The sequence below is a fragment of the Streptomyces ipomoeae 91-03 genome (assembly GCF_000317595.1).
GTDB lineage: Bacteria > Actinomycetota > Actinomycetes > Streptomycetales > Streptomycetaceae > Streptomyces > Streptomyces ipomoeae.
In genome coordinates, this window is sequence record NZ_AEJC01000631.1 from 1 (window position 1) to 18,056 (window position 18,056).

Annotated in this window: 18 protein-coding genes and 1 pseudogene; 7 read left to right on the forward strand and 12 right to left on the reverse strand. The window is 71.6% G+C overall.

Annotated elements, in window-relative coordinates; all coding sequences use genetic code 11:
- Positions 1-5: 5 nt before the first annotated feature.
- The 3 genes from STRIP9103_RS41440 to STRIP9103_RS41450 form a co-directional block, all read right to left on the reverse strand.
- On the reverse strand, positions 6-740 hold the full coding sequence (locus STRIP9103_RS41440) for a hypothetical protein (RefSeq protein WP_048821977.1): 735 nt from the start codon (positions 738-740) through the stop codon (positions 6-8).
- A gap of 185 nt (positions 741-925) precedes the next feature.
- The gene (locus STRIP9103_RS41445) at positions 926-1,525 is read right to left on the reverse strand and encodes a histidine phosphatase family protein (protein ID WP_009338991.1); all 600 of its coding nucleotides are present in this window, start codon (positions 1,523-1,525) and stop codon (positions 926-928) included.
- A 3-nt stretch (positions 1,526-1,528) separates the two neighbouring features.
- Positions 1,529-2,062: an HAD domain-containing protein gene (locus tag STRIP9103_RS41450; protein WP_009339004.1), complete on the reverse strand. Its 534-nt coding sequence runs from the start codon at positions 2,060-2,062 to the stop codon at positions 1,529-1,531.
- Positions 2,063-2,133: 71 nt separating this feature from the next.
- On the opposite strand from STRIP9103_RS41450, the pseudogene STRIP9103_RS53680 reads away from it, so the two are divergent.
- Positions 2,134-2,253, forward strand: a pseudogene (locus STRIP9103_RS53680) (hypothetical protein); the annotation flags it as partial.
- Positions 2,254-2,465: 212 nt separating this feature from the next.
- Positions 2,466-3,215 carry a hypothetical protein gene (locus tag STRIP9103_RS41455; RefSeq protein WP_048821979.1) on the forward strand — a complete coding sequence of 250 codons (750 nt, stop codon included), beginning with the start codon at positions 2,466-2,468 and terminating at the stop codon, positions 3,213-3,215.
- Here STRIP9103_RS41455 and STRIP9103_RS41460 read toward each other — a convergent pair.
- Positions 3,196-4,404, reverse strand: coding sequence for a pyridoxal phosphate-dependent aminotransferase (locus STRIP9103_RS41460; protein ID WP_009338977.1), 1,209 nt, complete (start codon positions 4,402-4,404; stop codon positions 3,196-3,198). The two genes, STRIP9103_RS41455 and STRIP9103_RS41460, sit on opposite strands and share 20 nt — an antisense overlap.
- An 87-nt stretch (positions 4,405-4,491) precedes the next feature.
- Here STRIP9103_RS41460 and STRIP9103_RS41465 point away from each other — a divergent pair, with 87 nt between their 5' ends.
- Positions 4,492-5,127 (forward strand): winged helix-turn-helix transcriptional regulator, encoded by a 636-nt coding sequence (locus STRIP9103_RS41465; RefSeq protein ID WP_009338994.1) that lies wholly within the window; start codon positions 4,492-4,494, stop codon positions 5,125-5,127.
- A gap of 61 nt (positions 5,128-5,188) precedes the next feature.
- On the opposite strand, the gene STRIP9103_RS41470 is transcribed toward STRIP9103_RS41465, so the two are convergent.
- The 3 genes from STRIP9103_RS41470 to STRIP9103_RS41480 all read right to left on the reverse strand — a co-directional run bounded on the left by STRIP9103_RS41470 (position 5,189) and on the right by STRIP9103_RS41480 (position 9,006).
- On the reverse strand, positions 5,189-6,046 hold the full coding sequence (locus STRIP9103_RS41470; RefSeq protein WP_048821987.1) for a hypothetical protein: 858 nt from the start codon (positions 6,044-6,046) through the stop codon (positions 5,189-5,191).
- 23 nt (positions 6,047-6,069) lie between these two features.
- Complete coding sequence (locus tag STRIP9103_RS41475) at positions 6,070-7,338, reverse strand: VWA domain-containing protein (protein WP_048821981.1); 1,269 nt, start codon at positions 7,336-7,338, stop codon at positions 6,070-6,072.
- 138 nt (positions 7,339-7,476) lie between these two features.
- The gene (locus STRIP9103_RS41480) at positions 7,477-9,006 is read right to left on the reverse strand and encodes an IucA/IucC family protein (RefSeq protein ID WP_009339000.1); all 1,530 of its coding nucleotides are present in this window, start codon (positions 9,004-9,006) and stop codon (positions 7,477-7,479) included.
- Between the two features lie 210 nt (positions 9,007-9,216).
- Between STRIP9103_RS41480 and STRIP9103_RS41485 the strand changes: the two genes are divergently transcribed.
- Entirely contained in the window at positions 9,217-10,797 is a 1,581-nt protein-coding gene (locus tag STRIP9103_RS41485; protein ID WP_009338979.1) for an IucA/IucC family protein, read from the forward strand.
- A gap of 103 nt (positions 10,798-10,900) precedes the next feature.
- On the opposite strand, the gene STRIP9103_RS41490 is transcribed toward STRIP9103_RS41485, so the two are convergent.
- The 3 genes from STRIP9103_RS41490 to STRIP9103_RS50410 all read right to left on the reverse strand — a co-directional run bounded on the left by STRIP9103_RS41490 (position 10,901) and on the right by STRIP9103_RS50410 (position 13,313).
- Positions 10,901-11,956 (reverse strand): tartrate dehydrogenase, encoded by a 1,056-nt coding sequence (locus tag STRIP9103_RS41490; protein ID WP_009338998.1) that lies wholly within the window; start codon positions 11,954-11,956, stop codon positions 10,901-10,903.
- A gap of 57 nt (positions 11,957-12,013) precedes the next feature.
- On the reverse strand, positions 12,014-12,928 hold the full coding sequence (locus STRIP9103_RS41495; RefSeq protein WP_009338993.1) for a LysR family transcriptional regulator: 915 nt from the start codon (positions 12,926-12,928) through the stop codon (positions 12,014-12,016).
- A gap of 112 nt (positions 12,929-13,040) precedes the next feature.
- A complete protein-coding gene (locus STRIP9103_RS50410; protein WP_048821982.1) occupies positions 13,041-13,313 on the reverse strand; it encodes a hypothetical protein in 273 nt (90 codons plus the stop codon).
- A gap of 277 nt (positions 13,314-13,590) precedes the next feature.
- On the opposite strand from STRIP9103_RS50410, the gene STRIP9103_RS41505 reads away from it, so the two are divergent.
- Both STRIP9103_RS41505 and STRIP9103_RS41510 read left to right on the forward strand, forming a co-directional pair.
- Positions 13,591-14,511: a HipA family kinase gene (locus tag STRIP9103_RS41505; protein WP_009339002.1), complete on the forward strand. Its 921-nt coding sequence runs from the start codon at positions 13,591-13,593 to the stop codon at positions 14,509-14,511.
- A complete protein-coding gene (locus tag STRIP9103_RS41510) occupies positions 14,508-14,822 on the forward strand; it encodes an Rdx family protein (protein ID WP_048821984.1) in 315 nt (104 codons plus the stop codon). The genes STRIP9103_RS41505 and STRIP9103_RS41510 overlap by 4 nt, the downstream gene beginning before the upstream one ends.
- A gap of 24 nt (positions 14,823-14,846) precedes the next feature.
- Here STRIP9103_RS41510 and aceB read toward each other — a convergent pair whose 3' ends face one another.
- Together aceB and STRIP9103_RS41520 are read right to left on the reverse strand one after the other, a co-directional pair.
- A complete protein-coding gene (aceB, locus tag STRIP9103_RS41515; protein ID WP_009339009.1) occupies positions 14,847-16,472 on the reverse strand; it encodes a malate synthase A in 1,626 nt (541 codons plus the stop codon).
- A 176-nt stretch (positions 16,473-16,648) separates the two neighbouring features.
- Positions 16,649-17,230, reverse strand: a complete 582-nt coding sequence (locus tag STRIP9103_RS41520) for a nucleotidyltransferase family protein (protein ID WP_048821990.1) — start codon at positions 17,228-17,230, stop codon at positions 16,649-16,651.
- Positions 17,231-17,689: 459 nt separating this feature from the next.
- On the opposite strand from STRIP9103_RS41520, the gene STRIP9103_RS41525 reads away from it, so the two are divergent.
- Positions 17,690-18,004, forward strand: coding sequence for a DUF5955 family protein (locus STRIP9103_RS41525; protein WP_048821986.1), 315 nt, complete (start codon positions 17,690-17,692; stop codon positions 18,002-18,004).
- The last annotated feature ends 52 nt before the right edge of the window (positions 18,005-18,056 follow it).

The following is an 18,056-nucleotide window of genomic DNA, read 5'->3' on the forward strand; positions in this document are numbered from 1 at the left end:
AACCGTTACGTCCTCCTCGGCGAGGCCAGCAGATACCGCTCCCGCGTACGGGGATCGGTGTGCTCGCTCACCTGCCAGCCCGCCTTCTCCAACGTCGCCGCGCAGGCCCGTAGCGCCTCGGGGTCCGGTTCGTGGACGGCGACGGCCTCCGGCTGCGCGGTCGCCCGGACCCGGTAGCCGCCGTCGGCATTCGTCGGGTCCGCCTGGCTCCCATGGGCCGCCCCCGCCGGACGGTGCCCCGCCGCCTCCAGGGCCAGCGCAGCCGCCTGTACGAGATGGGTGCGCTCCCAGCCGCACGGCCGGTCCATGGCGCCGTCCGGATTGGTCATCCGGCGCAGCTCCAGCAGCCCCTGCCAGGCACTGTGCACCTCACGTGCGCGCGCCGGCCCGGACACGGCGCCCTCCTCACCGCCGACCCGGGCGGCGAACACCCCCGACGCGCCGGACCCGGAGGGCGCGGCAGACGCGGCGGCCGTGGCGGAAGCGGACGCACCGGCAGCCGCACCCGATGCCGGGGCCGACCCTGACACCTGGTCAGCCCCCGCCGCCCGGGCGGCAGCCTCCCGTATGCGATGCCCCGCCGGAGTCAGGAAGTGGTCGTGCGGCGGGCGCGGATGCCGGAACGCCAGCCCCCGCTTCACCAGCGCGGCGAGCTGCGCCTCCGTACCCGTCAGCCGCCCGGTCACGGGCTCGGCGGCATCGATGATCCGCCGCTGGGCGGCGGTCGGCGGTCGTGTCACGGCATCCTCCTTCCCCCGAACCGGCCATGGTCCGCCCCCCCCGGTGGACTGACCGGCCCACGCGGAGCCTTGGACCAGCCCACTCGAAGACTACGAGGAGGGTCTGACAATCCCTCCGGGCCACAACAACTGCCCCCGGAGTGCCGGAGTGCCGGACTGCCCGGACCAACCGGGATTGCCGGGAACTACCGGCCGGGCCTGATGTTCCACCCGGCGATGACCGGACGCCCGTGCTCCGTACCGAGCCGGCAGACCGTCCCGGTGGCCAGCTGGAACAGTGCCCCACCCGAGGCCGGCAGCCCGAGCCGGCGGGCGGTGAGGATCCGTAGGAAATGCCCGTGCGCCACGAGCACCGCGCACCCCTCGGTGTTCGCCGACGCCGCGTGCACCTTCGCCAGCATCCGGTCGGCACGTGCCCCGACCTCCTCCGGGCTCTCCCCGGGATGCTCGGGCGGCCCGGGGGCGACGCCGTCCGTGAACAGGAACCAGTCCGGGCGGGTGCGATGGATCTCGGCGGTCGTGACCCCCTCGTACCCGCCGTAGTCCCACTCGGAGAGATCCGCGTCCACGCGCGCCCCCGTGAGCCCGGCCAGTTCGGCCGTCTCCTGGGCCCGCTTCATGGGGCTGACGAACACGGCGCCGATGTGGTGCGAGGCGAGCAGCGGGGCGAGACCGCGCGCCTGCGCCCGCCCGTTGTCCGTCAGCGGAAGGTCGGTCCAGCTGGTGTGCTGCCCCGACAACGACCACTCGGTCTCACCGTGCCGCACCAGAAAGAGATCACCCATGCCTCACAGGCTGCGAGCCCACCGCTCCAGCTCCGCGAACTCCGGCTCCCGCAGCCCCTTGCGGGGATCGATCCGCAGCAGCAGCGCCGCCGCGTCGTGGTGCGCGGCGACATGCCGTACGTCGAGGTCGGTGATCATGTCGTCGACCCAGACGAACGGCCGCCCCGCCGCCCACGCCACCACCTGCCGCGTCTTCCAGTACAGCCCCTCCGGGTCCGGCGCGAACAGGTTCGAGAACTCGATGACCGGCAGATCCCCCGGCAGCCCGATCACCGGCCCGATCATCTCGTTGGCCTCATGCATCCACGTCGTCGCCCACGCCAGCTCGTACGGCAGCGCCGACAACCGCTCCCCGTGCGCCGGATTGAGCCACACCCGCAGCCCCCGCCGCAGCCGCCGCGACCCCGGCTTCTGCCGCGCCGACCAGTTCGCCGGATGCAGCCGGCACGTCACATAGCCGCGAGGGCGCCGTAAACGGGCGCCGAAGGGATTGAGGGGGCCGTCGACATCGAGGAGCAGCAGCGGTCGCTCAGTCATGGGGAAGGGTTACCCGCACGACCGACACCGGATCCACCGACACCGGATCCACCGACACCGGATCCACCGACACCGGATCCACCGACACCGGATCCACCGACACAGGGTCCACCGACACAGGGTCCTGCGGAGGAAAGGAACCGGATCTCCGAGCCGGAAAACGGGTGCGGGAACGGAAGAAGGACGGTTAGCGTGTCGACCGTGCGTTGATCTCACGGGCGGCGGCCACGCCGCCGTCATCAGCTGGACCGTTGTCGCCCGCCCCGCCGTCACGAACGGTACGCCGCGCCTCCCGCTCGACTCCGCGGTGGCCTTCCGACCGCCCCTCGGCGCGAGGCCGTCCGGCGTGTTCATCCCCGTGACTCACCCGACTCACCCGACTCACCCCACCGGAGATCACCGCATGCTTCCCGGCTTCCCTCCGACCTACGAGGTCCTGCTCGACCGGGTCACCACCGACCCCGCCGTCGTCGGACTCGTCCTCAAGGGCTCGCACGCGCACGACGGCATGGCCACCGAGCGCTCCGACCACGATGTGTACGTGGTCCTCGACGACGGGGCCGACAGCGACCTCGCGCGGCTCCACGGCCACCGGTCCGCCGAACTCGACGTGGTCGTCGTCACCTTCGGTGCCTTCCGTGAGCTGGGCGGATACGAGCGGTACGCCCTCGCCCGAGCCCACGTCGTGCTCGACCGGCTCGACGGCCGGATCGCGGAGGTCGTCTCGGCCCAGGCCCGGCTCGACGCCGACGCGGCGTTCCAGGAGGCGGCCGGTCTGCTGGACGCCTACGCCAACTCCGTCTACAGGTCGGTCAAGAACGCCCGCGACGGCCATCGCCTGGCGGCCCTGCTCGACGCCGCCGACAGTGTGCGCTTCCTGCTGGACCTGCTGTTCACCCTGCACCGGCGTCCCCGCCCCTACAACAAGTACCTGGAGTGGGAACTGGAGCGCTTCCCCCTGCCGGGCTGGGAGACGAAGCCACTTCTCGACACCGTCGCACGGATCACGGCGACGGGGCACACGGACGAGCAACGGCGGCTCTTCGGCCAGGTCGAGGCCGCGGCACGAGAAGCCGGCCACGGACCCGTCCTGGACGCCTGGGGCGAGGATCTGCGACTGATGCGCCCCGGGCCTACTGCCGGTACCCGCTGAGGAACCGCCCGATCCGGCTGATCGCCGCGTCCAGGTCCTCCGCGTGGGGGAGGGTCAGGATGCGGAAGTGGTCCGGGGTGGGCCAGTTGAAGCCGGTGCCCTGGACCACCTGGATCTTCTCCCTCAACAGCAGGTCCAGGACGAACTTCTCGTCGTCGTGGATCTTGTGGACCTTGGGGTCGATGCGGGGGAAGGCGTACAGGGCGCCCTTCGGCTTCACGCACGACACGCCGGGGATCTCGTTGAGCTTCCGCCAGACGACGTCGCGCTGGTCGTGGAGGCGTCCGCCGGGCCTGGTCAGGTCGTCGATGGACTGGCGGCCGCCGAGCGCGGCCTGGATGGCGTACTGGGCGGGGGCGTTGGCGCACAGTCGCATGGAGGCCAGCATGGTCAGGCCCTCCAGGTAGTTGCGGGCGTGCTGCCGGGGGCCGGTGACGACCAGCCAGCCGGAGCGGAAGCCCGCGACGCGGTATGTCTTGGACAGACCGCAGAAGGTGAGGACGACCAGGTCGGGGGCGAGCGCGGCGGCCGAGTGGTGCACGGCGTCGTCGTACAGGATCTGGTCGTAGATCTCGTCGGCGAAGACCATCAGGCCATGGCGGCGGGCGAGGTCGAGGATGCCCTCGATGATCTCCTTCGGGTAGACCGCGCCGGTGGGATTGTTCGGGTTGATGATGACGACGGCCTTGGTGCGGTCGGTGATCTTGGCCGCCATGTCGTCCAGGTCCGGGTACCAGTCGGCCTGTTCGTCGCAGAGGTAGTGGACCGCCTTGCCGCCGGCGAGGGTGGTCACCGCTGTCCAGAGGGGGAAGTCCGGGGCCGGGATCAGGATCTCGTCGCCGTCCTCCACCAGTGTCTGTACGGCCATCGAGACCAGCTCGGAGACGCCGTTGCCGAGGAAGACGTCGTCGACGTCCACTTCCAGGCCCCGGTCCTGGTAGCGCTGGGCGACCGCCCGGCGGGCCGAGAGGATGCCGCGCGAGTCCGTGTAGCCGTGCGCCTGCGGGAGCATCCGGATCATGTCCTGGACGATCTCCTCCGGCGCCTCGAAACCGAAGAGCGCGGGGTTGCCGGTGTTCAGGCGCAGCACGCTGTGGCCCGCCTCCTCCAGCGCGTTGGCGTGCTCGATCACCGGGCCGCGGATCTCGTAGCAGACCCCGCTGAGCTTGCTCGACTGCCGGAACTCCATGCGCTTACGCCCCTCCGGTTCGTGGTGTTGCTTGGTTTTACCAAGTAGTCGCTTGGAAAGTCCAACGACACGTCTAGACTGCGTCGCATGTCACCTCGCCGAAGCTACGACCAGTACTGTTCCGCCGCCCGTGCGCTCGACCTCGTCGGCGACCGCTGGACCCTGCTGATCGTGCGCGAACTGCTGGCCGGGCCGCGCCGCTACACGGACCTCCACGCGGACCTCCCGGGCGTCAGCACGGATGTTCTTGCGTCACGGCTGAAGGACATGGAGCGGGACGGGCTGTCGACACGACGTCGGCTGCCCCCGCCGGGTGCCGCGTATGTGTACGAACTCACCGGTCGGGGGCGTGAGTTGCTGCCCGTGCTGCAGGCGCTGGGCGCGTGGGGGGAGGCGGCGCTGGGCGAGCGCCGGCCCACCGACGCCGTACGTGCGCATTGGTTCGCCCTGCCGCTGCTGCGGGGGCTCGACGGCTTCGCCGCCGGTCTCCTCGAAGTCCGGTTGGAGGAGGGCGTGTTCCATGTGTGGGTCGGGGCCGAGGAGGGGCGGCCGGTGTACGGGGACGGGCCCGCGCCCGAGGTGCCGGATGCGCGGCTGGTGTTCGACGCGGGGGCCTGCGGCGCGATTGACCGGGGGGAGTCGAGCCTTCTGGACGCGGTGCGGCAGGGGCGGGTCGAGGTGGTGGGGGAGGGGGCCTTGGCGAAGGGGTTGCGGGAAGTTTGAGTGTCGGCGCCCAAAGGCCCGCTGAACCGACCTCGGCTCAGCGGGCCCTTGACCTGGAGCGTCAAGCTCCCGGCGGTGGCACCCTCGCCGGGCGGCCCGAACCCCGTGTCAGCGAGTAGCCGCCGATGCCCGCCAGGGCCGCCAGCACCGCGCCGAGCGCCGTCCATACCCAGCGGTCGCTCCACCAGCCGGAGGTCCAGCCGTCGTCCGGTTCGAGGGAGGAGAGCACGGCCTCGTCCGACGCGTCCTCGTCCTCCTGCTGGGAGGTCACCGCGATCCCCGGTACCAGCGGCTTCGCCAGCGAGCCGTCGACCGCCGCCGAACCGCCGATGTCCTTGGAGTCGACCTCGATCTCGGTGCTGATCGGCAGGCCCAGGTCGGCCGTGGCCAGCCGGGTCGTGGTGAGGCGGATGTAGTACGTGCCCGGCAGCGGGTCGTCGGACCACTGCTCCGCCCAGGCGCGCACTGTACGCAGGGTGCAGGACAGCTCCACGGAGGTGGCCTCCGCCCCGGCCGTGCGGGTCTGCGCCCCGTACTGGCAGGCCTGGCGGTGTCGCAGTCCGTCGTACACGTCGATCTGCCAGGTGGAGGAGGACTGTGCCCCCGCGGGCAGCTTGACGGTCGCCCGTACCGTGGGCCGCTGCCCGGCGTCCGCCGGGAACGACCAGTACAGGTAGTCGCCGGTCGAGGCGCTGGCCGTCGCGGTCTGCCCCTGCTCGAACTCCGCCGCCGTACGGAAGGAGGTGCCCGCCTCGGTGGGCGCCTCACCGTTCTCCGAGGGGCTCGGGGAGGGGGTGGAGTCGGCGACGGCCGGGGACACGGCGAGGCCCAGCATCAGCAGGGCGGCGCCCACCACACGTGTGATCCGCGTCGGACGGTCTTTCAGAGCCCGCGTCGGACGGTCCTTCAGAGCCCGCATCGGACGGTCCTTCAGAGTCCTCATCAGTTGGTCCTCCAGACCGCGACCCGCCAGCGTGACAGCCAGCCCCACAGCACACCCGCCAGGAATCCGACGAGCACCAGCACGCCGAGCAGCCACCAGCCGCGGCCGAGGCCGAAGGAGGCCACGTCGCTCGCCTGGTCGGGCCCGTCCACGATGTCGACGGTGATTTCGAGCGGCAGACCGGGCGTGGTCTTCACCCCGCTCGCCGGCGAGTAGGAGTTGGTCACCTGCAGACACACGGTCTCGGCGACATCCTCGTCCTCCTCGTCCTCGGCCTCCGGCTTCGGGTAGCGCAAGCCGGTCGAGATGACGTCGGTACGACCGTTGCCGGCCGCCTCGCCGCGTACGATCTCGCGGTTCTTGACGGTCACCGCCCGCAGCAGCACCCCGTAGTCGGGGTTGACGTCACGGTCCGCCGCGACGCTCACCGAGGCACGCAGTTCCTGGCCCGGCTTCATCTCCACGCGGTACCAGCGCTGTTGCGCGAACTCCTCGCGGTCGGTGTACAGGCCCGACTCCAGGGTCGGAGCCTTCGCGCACGCCTCGGCGCCCTCGACGGCCTTCGGCACGACCACCGGGTCGGCGGCGCGGTCCACCAACTGGTTGACGCGGTCGGTGAGTTCGTCGCGGTGCTCGATCGAGGTGTATGTGCCGCCGGTGGCCTCGGCGATACAGCTGAGCTGCAGCCGCATCTTGGCGTTCGGCACCAGGCCGAGCGTGTCGATGGTCAGGCCGATGCCCTTCGCCGCGATCTCACGGGCCACCTCGCACGGGTCGAGCGGGGCGCAGGTGTCCTCGCCGTCGCTGATCAGCACGATCCGCTTGGTGCCCTCGCCGCCCTCCAGGTCGTCGGCCGCCTTGAGCAGCGCCGGACCGATCGGGGTCCAGCCGGTCGGCGTCAGCGTCGCCACCGCCGTCTTCGCCTCGGTGCGGTCCAGCGGCCCGACCGGGTAGAGCTGCGCGGTGTCCTTGCAGCCCGTCTTGCGGTCGTCTCCCGGGTAGTTGGCGCCCAGGGTGCGGATGCCGAGCTGGACCTCCTCGGGCGTGGCGTCCAGCACCTCGTTGAACGCCTGCTTCGCCGCGGCCATCCGGGACTGCCCGTCGATGTCCTTCGCCCGCATCGAACCGCTGACGTCCAGCAGGAGGTTGACCTTGGGCGCGGTGGCCGTGGTCTCGTCGGCGACGGCCGTGGACGGGACGCCGATCCCGACCGTCAGGGCGGCGAGCAGGACGAGCACCCCTGCTGCCAGCCGTTGTCTTGTGATCATCGGCGGATCCTATTGATCCAGGGGGCCACGCTTCAAAACGAGACCGGCCGTTCACCGGATCGACAACGAGACCGGCCCTTCACCGGATCGACAACGAGAACGTCACGAGTACCCGAGGGACCACCCGGCCCCCTCCGCTCACCGCAGCGGACTCGGCACCTCCGCCCAGATGTCTCCCGGCCTCTCCGGTGAAAGCCGCATCAGGGTCAGGGCCTTCGTCGGTACCGGCCCCTCCAGCAGCGTGGCGAGGTCGGGGGTGCGCGGCAGATCCCGTACGGCGGTGGTGAGCGCCTCGCGCAGTACGGGTGTCGAACCGGCCGTGGCGCCGAGCGTGCCCGTGACCAGGGCACCGAACAGCTTGCGGCGCAGGGTGGTCTCGTCGTCCGTGACGATGCGGCCGGTCAGCGCCGGTGCCGGGATGCCGTGCCGGGCGAGGCGGGCGGGACTGACGCGGATGTCCGCCAGGTCGCGGTAGACCAGCCGCAGCGGGGCACCCGACGGCGACAGGACCACCAGGAGGTTCTGGCCGTGCGCCTCCAGGGCCACCCCCAGGTCGAGCAGCCGGAGGCAGACCGTGAGCGCGAGTCGGCTGAACTCCGCCAGCCAGGAGGCCGATCGGGGCAGCTCGGTCGTCGCGAGCGCGGCCACCGGCACGACCCGCTCACCGGCCGCCGTGTCCACGTACGTCTCCGGCGACTCACGCAACACCGCCGCCAGATCGGGCGAACCGGCGGTGACCGCGCCGAGCGTGCGGGTGACGTGCAGCAGACCGTCCGCGCGGGTGGCGACCTCCGCCATGAAGTCCGAGACGACCGCCGAGTTCTCGATCGAGTAGACCGAGATGTCCCGCACGGAGGAGGTCAGCCGGGCGCTCAGCGCGGTCTTGACGTGCGGCCCGCCGCCCGGCAGGCCCGGGGAACCCGGGAAGTCCGGGAGGGCGAGGGTGCGCAGGGACATCAGGGGGTGGGCGTCGATCCCGCGCTCCTCCGCCGGGCTCTTGAGCACATGCGCCGCCTGCCACGGATGGACCGGGATCAGCACCCGCCCACCGTCCCGGAACCGCTCCGGCCACTCCCCGACCACCACCGCGTCGTCCACGGGCGCCAGACCCAGCCGTACGACCGGCCGGTGCTCCGGCCCGTACGCCAGCTGGTCGGCCGCCGAGAACCCGGGCCGGGAACGGCAGTTGGGGTGGAAAGGATGACCGTCGACGATCGACTGCTCCCACTCCCAACTCGTCACCGGGGACACGTCCGTCGCCGCCCGGTCGGCGCGGGACAGTGCCAACGAGGCCACGCTGTTGTCGAGTTCGGCGGCGAAGGAGGCGCTGTGCGGAACGGCCAGGGCGGTCATCAGCCGCGCCGGACGGTCGTACGACCGCTCGTCGAGCCGCACCTCGAAGGTGTGCGCGGCGGTGGCGTACGGGTCGACGGCCGGGCCGTGCAGCCGCCGCCCGTCGGCGAGCCGGAGCACGACCGAGTCGCCCGTCCTCTCCCAACGGGCGACCCACGGCAGCGGTTCATGGACGAGGGCCCGCCACAGCCGGGACAGCACGGCCGCCCGGGCCCCGGGGAGCTCGGCCGCGTACGGCCGGCTCAGATCGCGGCGCACGGCGGCCAGCTCGGCGCCGAGCACCGTCTCGGCATCGGACAACGGACGACGGTCCACGGGCGGACTCCTCGGGTGCGGGTACGGGGGTGCGGGGGCGGGGGCGGGGGCACGGAGGGTGCGGATACGGGGGCGGGCGGGTACACGGACGGGCGGGTACGGGTACGGGGACGGTGACGGTGACGCGATGGCGTACGACCACTGCCCGCACCGCTTCGTCGCGACGCATGGCGGCAGAGATACTGATCACGAGTGCACCGTATGGAACGAATGGACCCCGTGGACGCCAATACCCCTGATGACGGCATCGGCCGGACCGCCGACGCCCTCGCCGCCGCGCCCCTGCTCAACTGTCTCCTGAGGGAGACGGCGGAGCCCGTCGACCCCGGTGTGCACCGTCTCACGGCCAGCGGACGCCTGCTGCGCGTGCAGGGTACACGCCGCCCCACGGACCCCGAACTGCTCACCAACGGCACCTGGCACCGACTCACCCATACGGAACTGGTCAAACTCACCGCCGAGGAACTGCGCCTCCTCACCGGCCCGCCCAACTCCGAACTCCCCGCCGAGATGCTCGACAGCCGCGAGACCGTGGCCGCCGTCCTCACCGCCCGCGCCCGGGCGACAGCACCCGAGGACCCGTACATCCGCTCCGAGCAGTCCCTGATCACCGGGCACCCGTACCACCCCGCCCCCAAGGCCCGCGGCGGTGGCCCGCCCGCCGCCTGGTTGCCGTACGCGCCCGAGGCGTACGCCCGCTTCCCGCTGGAACTGCTCGGCGTCCGCGAGGACACGGTGGTCGAGGAGGGCGACACCACCGCCCTCGACGCTCTGGGCACGGCCCCACCCGGCTACCGCCTCCTGCCCGCCCACCCCTGGCAACTCGACCTCGCGGTCCGGGAGTTGGCGGACGCATTCGCCGACGGCCGGCTCGTACGGCTGGGCCGGACGGAGACCGAGGTGTGGCCGACTGCGGCGATCCGGACGGTGTACGTACCGGCGCCCGTTTCCGGGGGCGCTCCGAGAACCGGTCCCGGGAGCGCCGCCGACCTCGGTGCCGAGGGTGTCGCCGAGCCCGACCTCTTCCTCAAGTTCAGCCTGGACGTGCGCATCACCAACGACATCCGTCGCCTGTGGCGCCACGACCTGCTTGAACTGCGCCGCACGGACTCGGCGGTCACCGCGGCCTTCGCCGACCTGCCGGGCGCCTGGCTGAGCGACCGCGGCTACCGCACCGCCGACTTCGCCTTCGAGGAGTTGGCGGTACTGGTCCGCGACGGCCTGGGCACGCATCTGCCCCCCGGCACGACCCCCTTCCTCGGCGCCGCCCTCACCGAGAGCGCCGAAGCGTTCCCGACCAACCCGCTGGTCCGCACCACCGACCCCGAGGGCTGGTGGCAGGCGTATCTGCGCGCGGTCGTCCCCCCGGCCCTCGGCGCCTTCCATCACCACGGCGTCGTCCTCGAGGCCCACCTCCAGAACACCGTCATCGCCTGCGACCCCTCCGGCACCCCCGTACAGGCCCTCTACCGCGACGCGGAGGGCGTGAAGCTCCTGTCGGACGTGACCCGCGAGGCGGGCCGGGAACGACTCCGCTACTGCCTGGTCGTCAACAACATCCTGGAGATCGCGGCGGCCCTCACCGAGCACCATCCGCACCTCGACCCCTGGCCCGCCGTACGACGGGAGCTGGCACTCCACCGCGACCTGCCGGAAGCCGCCGACCTCCTCGACTCCCCGACCCTGCCCGGCAAGACCAACCTCCTGCTGCGCTGGACGGGCGCGGACGGCGCGGACGCCCGCTACCTCCCGCTGCCCAACCCGTTCCCCGCCGAGCCGACCGCACGGTGATCCACTGGTGCGGACGGCGCCGTCCGTGCCGGCCGCACCAGTGGAGAGAGGTGCCGTGGAGAGACGTGCGAGAGACGTGCGAGAGATGTGCCGGAGAGAGGCGTCAGAGGAGTTCGAGCAGCTTCTCGGTGAACTCGTCGGTCGTCGCCGTACCACCCAGGTCGCGGGTGCGGACGTCCGACTTGGCCAGGACGGCGGCGATGGCGGCGTCGACGTCTCGCGCGGCCTCGGGGTGCCCGAGGTGGTCGAGCAGCAGGGCCGCCGAGCCGATCGCGCCCAGCGGGTTGGCGATGCCCTGGCCGGCGATGTCGGGGGCGGAGCCGTGCACCGGCTCGAACATCGACGGGTACGCGCGCTCGGGGTTGAGGCTCGCGGAGGGGGCGATGCCGATCGAGCCGGCCACGGCGGCGGCGAGATCGCTGAGGATGTCGCCGAAGAGGTTGGAGGCGACGACCACGTCGAAGCGGGCCGGGTCGAGGACGAACTTGGCGGCCAGCGCGTCGATGTGCTCCTGGTCCCAGGTGACGCCGGGGTGCGCCGCGGCGCGCTCGGCGACCAGCTCGTCCCAGAACGGCATGGTGTGGATGATGCCGTTGGACTTGGTGGCGGAGGTCAGCTTCCCGCGGCGGCGGGCGGCGAGCGAGAAGGCGTAGTCGGCGACCCGGGTGACCCCGGCCCGCGTGAACACCGCCTCCTGGACGGCCAGCTCCTCCGGCGTCCCCCGGTTCAGCCGGCCGCCGATCTCGCTGTACTCGCCCTCGACGTTCTCCCGTACGACGACCAGGTCGACCTCACCCGCGACGGCGGCCCGCAGCGGACTGTCCACGCCCTCGAAGACCCGGATCGGCCGCAGGTTGACGTACTGGCGGAAGTGGCGGCGGATGGGGATCAGCAGTCCCCACAGGGAGACATGGTCGGGGACGCCCGGGTAGCCCACGGCGCCCAGCAGGATGGCGTCCGCCTCACGCAGCCGGTCCAGTCCGTCCTCGGGCATCATCGCGCCCTCGCGCAGGTAGCGCTCGCAGGACCAGTCGTAGGAGGTGTAGGAGAACGTGATGCCGTGGCGGCGGCCGACCGCGTCCAGGACCTGCTGGGCGGGCGGGAGCACCTCGGTGCCGATGCCGTCGCCGGGGATGAGGGCGATGCGGTGGTTCGTCATGCGGCCGATTGCAGCAGCGGGCCGGACGGCGCGTCCAAGACACGATCCGGATATCGCTTATAAGCACGCCTGATAAGGGCCCTGTCCAGGAGTGTTCCGGCCTGCCAGGGCGCGGTCCAGGAAAGCCCGGGCCGCCGGAGACAGCCGTCCCCTTCGGCTGATCAGGCCGATGCGCAGCACGGGGCTCGGCTCCAGGCCGAGCACCATCGCCCCCGCCCGCTCCGCCACGGCGCGCCAGGAATCGGTCACCACCGCAAGACCCACGCCCGCCAGTACGAGCGGCAGCACCGACACCCGGTGCTCGGTCTCGGCGGCGACGGTGAACTCCACGCCGCGCTCGCGCAGTTCGTCCACGTAGGCACGACCGGCCGTACCCCGCTGCACGATGATCAGCCGGTGCCCGGACAGCTCGTCACACGCCACCGGCCTGTCCGCGGGGAACGGGCCGTCGGGCGGGGTCAGCAGCACGAACCCCTGTTCCCCGACGGGGTGGGACACGACATCCCGCTCCGGCAGTGGGCCGGGCGTGGTCAGCAACCCCAGCTCGGCGGCGCCCGTGCGCACCATCTGGATGACGTCCTGTGGGGTGAAGGCGGCCCGGACGCGGACCTGCACCCCGGGATGGCGGCGGCCGAAGTCCCGGACCATCGAGGTGAGCGGTTCGACGGCCGGGGAGGGCATCGCGGCGATGTCGACCCTGCCGGTGCGCAGTTCATGGACGGCTTCGACACTGGCCCGTGCGGTCTCCATGCCGCGTACGGCCGCGCGGGCGGGCTCGATCAGCGCTGCCCCCGCCTCCGTGAGCACGGCCCGTTTGCCGATCCGGTGGAACAGCTCGGCCCCCAGATCCCGTTCCAGCGACCGCACGGTCTGCGACAGCGCCGGCTGTGAGACGTACAGGGCCGAGGCGGCCCGGTTGAACCCGCCGTGGTCCACGATCGCGAGGAAGTACGTCAGCTGCCGGATGTCCATGCGGCGATTCTCACGCCCCGCCGGGCCGCCAGGCGCGCGCAGGTCATCGGCGTCGAAACCATCGCTCACCGATCCCTTCGCCGTACCCGAGCTCGTCGCCAGGCTACGGGCCTTACTGCGTCGTGCCGCGCCGGGTCACCGAGCTCTCCCCGGACGCCCGTGACCGGCTCCTGGACGACGTCGAGGGCGAGACCGACGAACTCGGCCGACTGGTCGACTGGTCGACGAACTCGTCGAGCCGGCCCTGGCACGGGACCGGGAGGAGGCCGAGGAGCCGGTGGACCTGGCGGCGCTCGCCCGGCGTGCGGCACAGCGCGCGCATCGGCGTACCGGGCGCTTCGTCCTGCTCGACGTCGACGAATCCATGGTCAGGGGCCGCATCCACGGGCTCGAACGGGCGGTGGGCAACCTGCTGGAGAACGCCGCCAAGCTCGACGCCGCCGGCGATGACCCCGTCGAGCCGCGTATCCGGCAGGACCGGATCACCGCCCGCGCCCTGAGTTCACCCCGGAGAGGACCCGACTTCTCGAGCCGGAAACGCCGGGCGCGGACTCCGAAGGACCATGACCGACTACGTCACGCTCGGTTACTATGCTCACTTCATGCCAGAGCACTCACGTGGGGGTGGCCGTGGATCTTAAGGCAAAGGCGCTGGGGGGCCTGTGATAGCGCTGAGGGAGGTCACCGCAACCCGCTACATCGCACCCCTGCGGACGGGCGGCTCCGTCCCCGGCATCGTCGAGGCCGACGACCTGGGGACGTACGTCGTCAAGTTCACCGGTTCCGCGCAGGGCCGCAAGGCGCTGGTCGCCGAGGTGATCGTGGGGGAGCTGGCGCGAGCGCTGGGGCTGCGGTTCCCGGAGCTGGTGCTGACGCACTTCGATCCGACGATCGCCGAGGACGAGCCCCACCAGGAGGTGCGAGACCTGCACGGCGCGAGCGCGGGGCTCAACCTCGGCATGGACTTCCTGCCGGGCGCGAAGGACTTCACCCCCGAGGTCGCCAAGACGTTCCGCGTGGACCCCCTGGAGGCCGGCCGGATCGTCTGGCTGGACGCCCTCACCGTCAACGTGGACCGGACCATCCACAGCTCCAACCTCATGATCTGGCCCACCTTCGGCATCGCACCCCCGCGCCTCTGGCTGATCGACCACGGTGCCGCCCTGGTCTTCCACCACCGCTGGGACACGACGGCACCGGACAAGTCGTACGACTTCCGCCACCACGCCCTGGGGCACTGCACCCCGGACACCCGCGCCGCCGACGCCGAGCTGGCGCCCCGCGTGACCGACGACCTGCTGCGCGACATCGTCGCCGAGGTCCCGGACGCCTGGCTGGCCGACGAACCGGGCTTCACGACGCCCGACGAGATCCGCGAGGCCTACGTCCGCTACCTCTCCGCCCGGGCCCGGGCCTCCGCGGCCTGGCTGCCCACCGACTTCCCCTCCCGGGAGGAACTCGCCGCCGAGGAGGCCCTTCGTACGGCGAAGACACAGCAAGGCCGCCCGAACTGGCTCAAACGGGTCCCCGACCTGCACGGCAAACCGGCGGCGGAACAGGATTGGTCGGTACACCTCGGATGACGGACACGACAGCGCGGACAACGGCGGCGGCGACCCCGCAGCGCGTAACCATCGAGTACTGCACGCAATGCCGCTGGCTGCCCCGCGCCGCCTGGCTGGCCCAGGAACTGCTCACCACCTTCGAGACCGAGCTGACCGAGCTGTCCCTGAAGCCCGGCACCGGCGGCGTCTTCGTCGTACGCGTGGGCGACGAGGTCGTCTGGGACCGCCGCGACCAGGGCTTCCCCGAGCCGACGGCCGTCAAGCAGGCCGTACGCGACCGAGTGGCCCCGGGGAAACCCCTGGGCCACTCGGACAAGCCTGCTTCCTGATCGGACGCCGCTTTCCGAAGGGGCTCAGCCCTTCAGCTGCTCGTACGCCGGCAGCGTCAGGAAGTCCACGTAGTTCTCGTCGAGCGAGACCTCCAGCAGCAGGTCGTGGGCCTGCTGCCAGTGACCGGCGGCGAAGGCCTCCTCGCCCAGCTCCGCGCGGATGTTCGCCAGCTCCTCCGCGGCGACCTTGCGGGCCAGCTCGGGCGTGGCCTTCTCGCCGTTCTCGAACTCGACGCCCGCGTTGATCCACTGCCAGATCTGGGAGCGGGAGATCTCGGCGGTGGCCGCGTCCTCCATGAGATTGAAGATGGCGACGGCGCCGAGGCCGCGCAGCCAGGCCTCGATGTAACGGATGCCGACCTGGACGGCGTTGACGAGACCGGCGTACGTCGGCTTGGCGTCCAGTGAGTCGATCGCGATCAGGTCGGCCGCCTCGACATGGACGTCCTCGCGGAGGCGGTCCTTCTGGTTGGGCTTGTCACCGAGGACCGCGTCGAAGGAGGCCATGGCGATCGGGACCAGGTCCGGGTGGGCGACCCAGGAGCCGTCGAAGCCGTCGTTCGCCTCGCGGTCCTTGTCGGCCTTGACCTTCTCGAACGCGACCTTGTTGACCTCCTCGTCGCGCCGCGACGGGATGAACGCGGCCATGCCGCCGATCGCGTGTGCACCGCGCTTGTGGCAGGTGCGGACGAGGAGTTCGGTGTACGCGCGCATGAACGGGGCCGTCATCGTCACCGCGTTGCGGTCCGGGAGGACGAACTTGGCGCCGCCGTCACGGAAGTTCTTGACGATGGAGAAGAGGTAGTCCCAGCGGCCGGCGTTCAACCCGGAGGCGTGGTCGCGGAGTTCGTAGAGGATCTCCTCCATCTCGTACGCCGCCGTGATCGTCTCGATCAGAACGGTCGCGCGGACGGTGCCCTGTGGGATGCCGACATGGTCCTGGGCGAAGACGAACACCTCGTTCCAGAGGCGGGCCTCCAGGTGCGACTCCGTCTTCGGGAGGTAGAAGTACGGGCCCTTGCCGAGGTCGAGCAGCCGCTGGGCGTTGTGGAAGAAGTACAGGCCGAAGTCGACGAGCGCGCCGGGCACCGGGGTGCCGTCGGCGTCGACGAGGTGACGCTCGTCGAGGTGCCAGCCGCGCGGGCGCATGACGACCGTCGCCAGCTCCTCGTTCGGGCGCAGGGCGTACGACTTGCCGGTCCGCGGGTCGGTGAAGTCGATGTTCCGGGTGTACGCGTCGGCCATGTTCACCTGGCCGAGGACCACGTTCTCCCAGGTCGGCGCCGAGGCGTCCTCGAAGTCCGCGAGCCAGATCCGCGCGCCGGAGTTGAGGGCGTTGATCGTCATCTTGCGGTCGGTGGGGCCGGTGATCTCGACGCGGCGGTCGTCCAGGGCCGCGGGGGAGGGGGCCACCTTCCAGGAGTCGTCGGCGCGGATCGCGGCCGTCTCCGGCAGGAAGTCGAGCGTCGAGGTACGGGCGATCTCGGCGCGGCGCTCCGCACGGCGGGCGAGCAACTCGTCACGTCGGGGCGTGAACCGCCGGTGCAGCTCGGCCACGAAGGCGAGGGCCGCGTCGGTGAGGATCTCGTCCTGGCGGGGCAGGGGCTCGGCGTCGACGATGGCCAGCGGGGACGGCGCTGGTGCGGACATGAGCTGTCACTTCCTTCAGCGGGCGTGGCACCGGGTGTCGGTCGACCCGGGTGGGGCGTTGAACGCCCTCGGATCGATGGGGCGCTTCTGAACAGTGGATAGTAGTTTCCTCATAGTGGAAGTTCAATGTTTTGTTGATGTCGAGATTCTTCGGGGCGAGGGAGGAGGGCGCCGAGTCACTGCAAGTGGATGAGATCCGCCTCCGTGTCGATGTCGTACGGCCGCGCCACATCCCCGCACTCGACGAGTGCGATCGCGTCGGCGTGCGCCTTCAGATACGCGCGTGCCCCCCGGTCGCCGGTGGCACTCGCCGCGATCCCGGCCCAGTGGTCGGCACCGAAGAGGACGGGATGGCCCCGCTCACCGTCGTACGCGGCTGCCGCGAGCGCTCCGTGTGAACCGCCGGGTCTGCCCGGACCGTACGAGGCGAGCAGGCGGGCCACGGCCTCCGGCCCGATCCCCGGCTGGTCGACGAGCGAGACCAGCGCGGCCTCGGCACCCGTCCCGGCCAGCGACTCCAGCCCGGCCCGCAACGACGACCCCATGCCCTCGGTCCACTCCGGGTTGTCCACGACCACACAGCCGGACAGATCGGCCCGCGCGCGTACGGCCGCCGCCTCCGCCCCCAGGACCACATGAACCCGGGAACAGCCGCCCGCCCGCAACACCGCCACCGCGTGTTCGACCAGGGGGCGCCCTCGATGGGGGAGCAGTGCCTTGGGGCGGCCACCGAGGCGCCGCCCACCACCGGCGGCCAGGAGGAGGCCGACGACGCCGTGCTCGGCGGCTCGGCCGGGAGCCGCCGGCGGCCTGTGGCCCTCGGGCCTTGGCCGACCGTGGTCCTTCCCCCCGCTCGGGCTGCTGTCGTGCCCCCCGCCGGGGCTGCTTCCGGGCCTCTCGCCTGGACCGCTGTCGTGCCCCTCGCCGGGGCTGCTGCCGGGCCCCGCTTCCTGGCTGTCCTCGCCCTCACTCCGGCCGCTTTCGTGCGTCATGCCCCCTGCATACCCGACCCGGAGCGGGAGCGCCCGCGGCCGTCGATGGGCCGGGTGGTTTCGTAGGACTGAATTTCGGTCCACGGAGTGGCGCGCGCCACATCGATTGGCGTTTACTGGCCCGCGCCACCTCCAGCGCTCGACCGGCGCCACGGGGCGGCCGGTCGTGCGACGGCGCACGGTCAGGACTTGCGCACGGCGGTGTGTGCGAGAGGGGGGAGAGCTGTGTTGCGGAGCTTAGGGCAGAAGCCAGTGACCGGCAGTGACGAGGACCCGAGGGTGACGGAGTTGCGCTCCGCCGTGTCCCGATTGCGTCGTGAACTGGCCGCGCACCCGGCGGAGTTTCCCGATCGGGCCGTTGCCGAGGACGAGTTGGCGGCCCTCGCGGCGATGGCCGTCAGCGGCATTCCGGAGATCCCTCGCCTGCGCCGCTCCCTGCTTCTGATAGCGAGCTCCATCGGTTCGGTCAGCGCCCTGTCGAAGGGTCTGTCGGAGGTGCGCACGGCGGTGGAACTGTTCGGAGAGCCACCACGCCGCTGACCGACCGAGAGGATTCCGCCCCCGCCGCCCCTACCCGTCCCATCCCTGGGGG

Bases quoted from the DNA above. Each gene is read 5' to 3' on its own strand.
- STRIP9103_RS41490 (WP_009338998.1), bottom strand. From the start codon at position 11,956: ATGACGAACCACCGCATCGCCCTCATCCCCGGCGACGGCATCGGCACC.
- STRIP9103_RS41455 (WP_048821979.1), top strand. From the start codon at position 2,466: ATGCTTCCCGGCTTCCCTCCGACCTACGAGGTCCTGCTCGACCGGGTC.
- STRIP9103_RS41445 (WP_009338991.1), bottom strand. From the start codon at position 1,525: ATGGGTGATCTCTTTCTGGTGCGGCACGGTGAGACCGAGTGGTCGTTG.
- aceB (WP_009339009.1), bottom strand. From the start codon at position 16,472: ATGTCCGCACCAGCGCCGTCCCCGCTGGCCATCGTCGACGCCGAGCCC.
- STRIP9103_RS41510 (WP_048821984.1), top strand. From the start codon at position 14,508: ATGACGGACACGACAGCGCGGACAACGGCGGCGGCGACCCCGCAGCGC.
- STRIP9103_RS41450 (WP_009339004.1), bottom strand. From the start codon at position 2,062: ATGACTGAGCGACCGCTGCTGCTCCTCGATGTCGACGGCCCCCTCAAT.
- STRIP9103_RS41470 (WP_048821987.1), bottom strand. From the start codon at position 6,046: ATGCGGGCTCTGAAGGACCGTCCGACGCGGGCTCTGAAAGACCGTCCG.
- STRIP9103_RS41485 (WP_009338979.1), top strand. From the start codon at position 9,217: ATGGACCCCGTGGACGCCAATACCCCTGATGACGGCATCGGCCGGACC.
- STRIP9103_RS41460 (WP_009338977.1), bottom strand. From the start codon at position 4,404: ATGGAGTTCCGGCAGTCGAGCAAGCTCAGCGGGGTCTGCTACGAGATC.
- STRIP9103_RS41495 (WP_009338993.1), bottom strand. From the start codon at position 12,928: ATGGACATCCGGCAGCTGACGTACTTCCTCGCGATCGTGGACCACGGC.
- STRIP9103_RS41465 (WP_009338994.1), top strand. From the start codon at position 4,492: ATGTCACCTCGCCGAAGCTACGACCAGTACTGTTCCGCCGCCCGTGCG.
- STRIP9103_RS41475 (WP_048821981.1), bottom strand. From the start codon at position 7,338: ATGATCACAAGACAACGGCTGGCAGCAGGGGTGCTCGTCCTGCTCGCC.